The sequence below is a fragment of the Streptomyces sp. NRRL B-24085 genome (genome assembly GCF_001282115.1).
Lineage (GTDB): Bacteria > Actinomycetota > Actinomycetes > Streptomycetales > Streptomycetaceae > Streptomyces.
Genome location: NZ_LJBR01000675.1, coordinates 1 through 1,759, shown reverse-complemented (window position 1 = coordinate 1,759; position 1,759 = coordinate 1). Strand labels below are relative to the sequence as shown.

Sequence of the window (1,759 nt, the reverse complement as noted above, 5' to 3'; positions counted from 1 at the left end):
CCGTCCCCTCTGCCCGCGGTGTGCGCTAGGCGGGGGCGCGGCCGGCTTCCCGCGGGCCTGGAGCGGGCCGGGAAACCGGCCGCGCCCCCTCCTCGTGCACACCGCTGTGCGCCATCCCCTGTCTCCCCACCCTCACACCGAACCGACGAAAGACCTGCCGTACGACCGGTAAGACGCACGACAGGCCCTTCAGGTCACCTCACTTGGCGCACTCGACCTTGTCGGCCGTGGACTGCTGCACCCCCTCCGGTGCCTTCGTCGCCGTGGTGAAGGAGACCCCGGCGCCCTTGAAGTCCTTGCCCAGGGTCAGGGTCATCGTGGGCAGGCCCTGCGCGTTGGTGACGCTCTTGCCCGGCTTGAGCTGCGCCCCGGACAGGCCCAGGATGTCGGCGAGGCGGCGCGCCTGGTCGGCCTGGTCGGGGGCGTACTCCAGGGTCGTCTTCGCCAGCGACGCGTTCGCGTTGCCCGCGTTCTCCGACTTCAGCACGCCCTCCTCGTTCTGGAGGTACTCCAGCTCGGCCTGCGCGCTGCCCGCCGCCGCACCGCCGTTGAGGATGCGCACCCGCACCTCGGACGCGGCGGACTTGGTGCCCTTGAGCCGGGCCGCGGCCTCGGCCGCCTCGGCGCTCTTGGACGCTTTCGCCTTCTTCTTGACCTCGGTGAACGACACGTCGTTCTTGATCATGTCGAACACCGTGGGAGCCGTCGCGTCGTTGAGGACGACCGTCGCCTTCACCTTCTCCGCCGGGTTGTCGACGACCGGCACGGTGGTGAACGTCAGGTTCTTCACGTTCAGCTTGCCCAGCTCCAGACCGAGGTCCTTCAGCTTGCCGATGCTGTCCAGCTGCGAGTCGACGGTCAGCGCCTTGGTGCCCGCCTCCGCCAGCTTCAGCATCTTCGCCGGGTTGGTGAGCGTGTCGTTCGACTTCAGCTTGCGCATCAGCGCGCTCAGGAACTGCTGCTGGAGCCCGATCCGGCTCAGGTCACCGCCGAAGCCGACCGAGTGCCGGGTGCGCACGAACGCGAGGGCCTGCTCGCCCGAGATGGTGTGCGTGCCCTTGGACAGCTTGAGCTTGGAGTCCTCGTCGTCGATGTCCTTGGCGAGGCACACCTCGACCCCGCCGACGGCCGTGGTCAGCGTCTTGACCGCGTTGAAGTCGGCCACCATGAAGTTGTCGGCCTGGATGCCGGTCAGCTCGGTGACCGTCCGCACCGTGCAGCTCGGGGTGCGCTCGTCCTGGCCGAGGCTGGTGTTGAAGCGGACGTCGTCCGAGCCCGGGATGACCTTGGTGCTGCCGTCCTCCTGGGTGGTCGGGCAGTCCGGCACGTCCACGATCAGGTCGCGGGGGATGCTCAGCGCGGTCGCGTTGGTCCGGTCCTTGGAGACGTGCAGCAGGATCGTGGTGTCCGCGTGCCCGACGCTGTCCTTGTCGCCGTAGCTCTCGTTGCCCTTGCCGGTGCGCTTGTCGGTGCCGATCAGCAGGATGTTGATCGCCTTGTCCGACTGGAAGCCGCCGGTGCTCGCGCCGTCGTCGGAGACGGAGGTGATGTTCCCGTTGAGGTGGCGGATGTAGAGGTACCCGCCGCCCGCTGCCGCGATCAGCACGAAGGCCATCGTGCCGCCGGTCCACAGCAGCGCCTTCTTCGCCGTCGACTTCTTCTTGACGGGCCGGCGTCCGCGCCGCCCCGGCGGCGGCTCCTCGGGCGGCGCGCCCCGGCGCCTGCGCGGCGGCGGGACGTTCCGGCCGGGGGCCACGGG

At 69.6% G+C, this 1,759-nt stretch carries 1 protein-coding gene; it reads right to left on the bottom strand.

From position 1 onward, the window contains the following. Nucleotides 1-199 precede the first annotated feature (199 nt). The gene (locus tag AOJ26_RS41115) at nucleotides 200-1,756 is read right to left on the bottom strand and encodes an LCP family protein (protein WP_063790397.1); all 1,557 of its coding nucleotides are present in this window, start codon (nucleotides 1,754-1,756) and stop codon (nucleotides 200-202) included. Nucleotides 1,757-1,759: the final 3 nt, after the last annotated feature.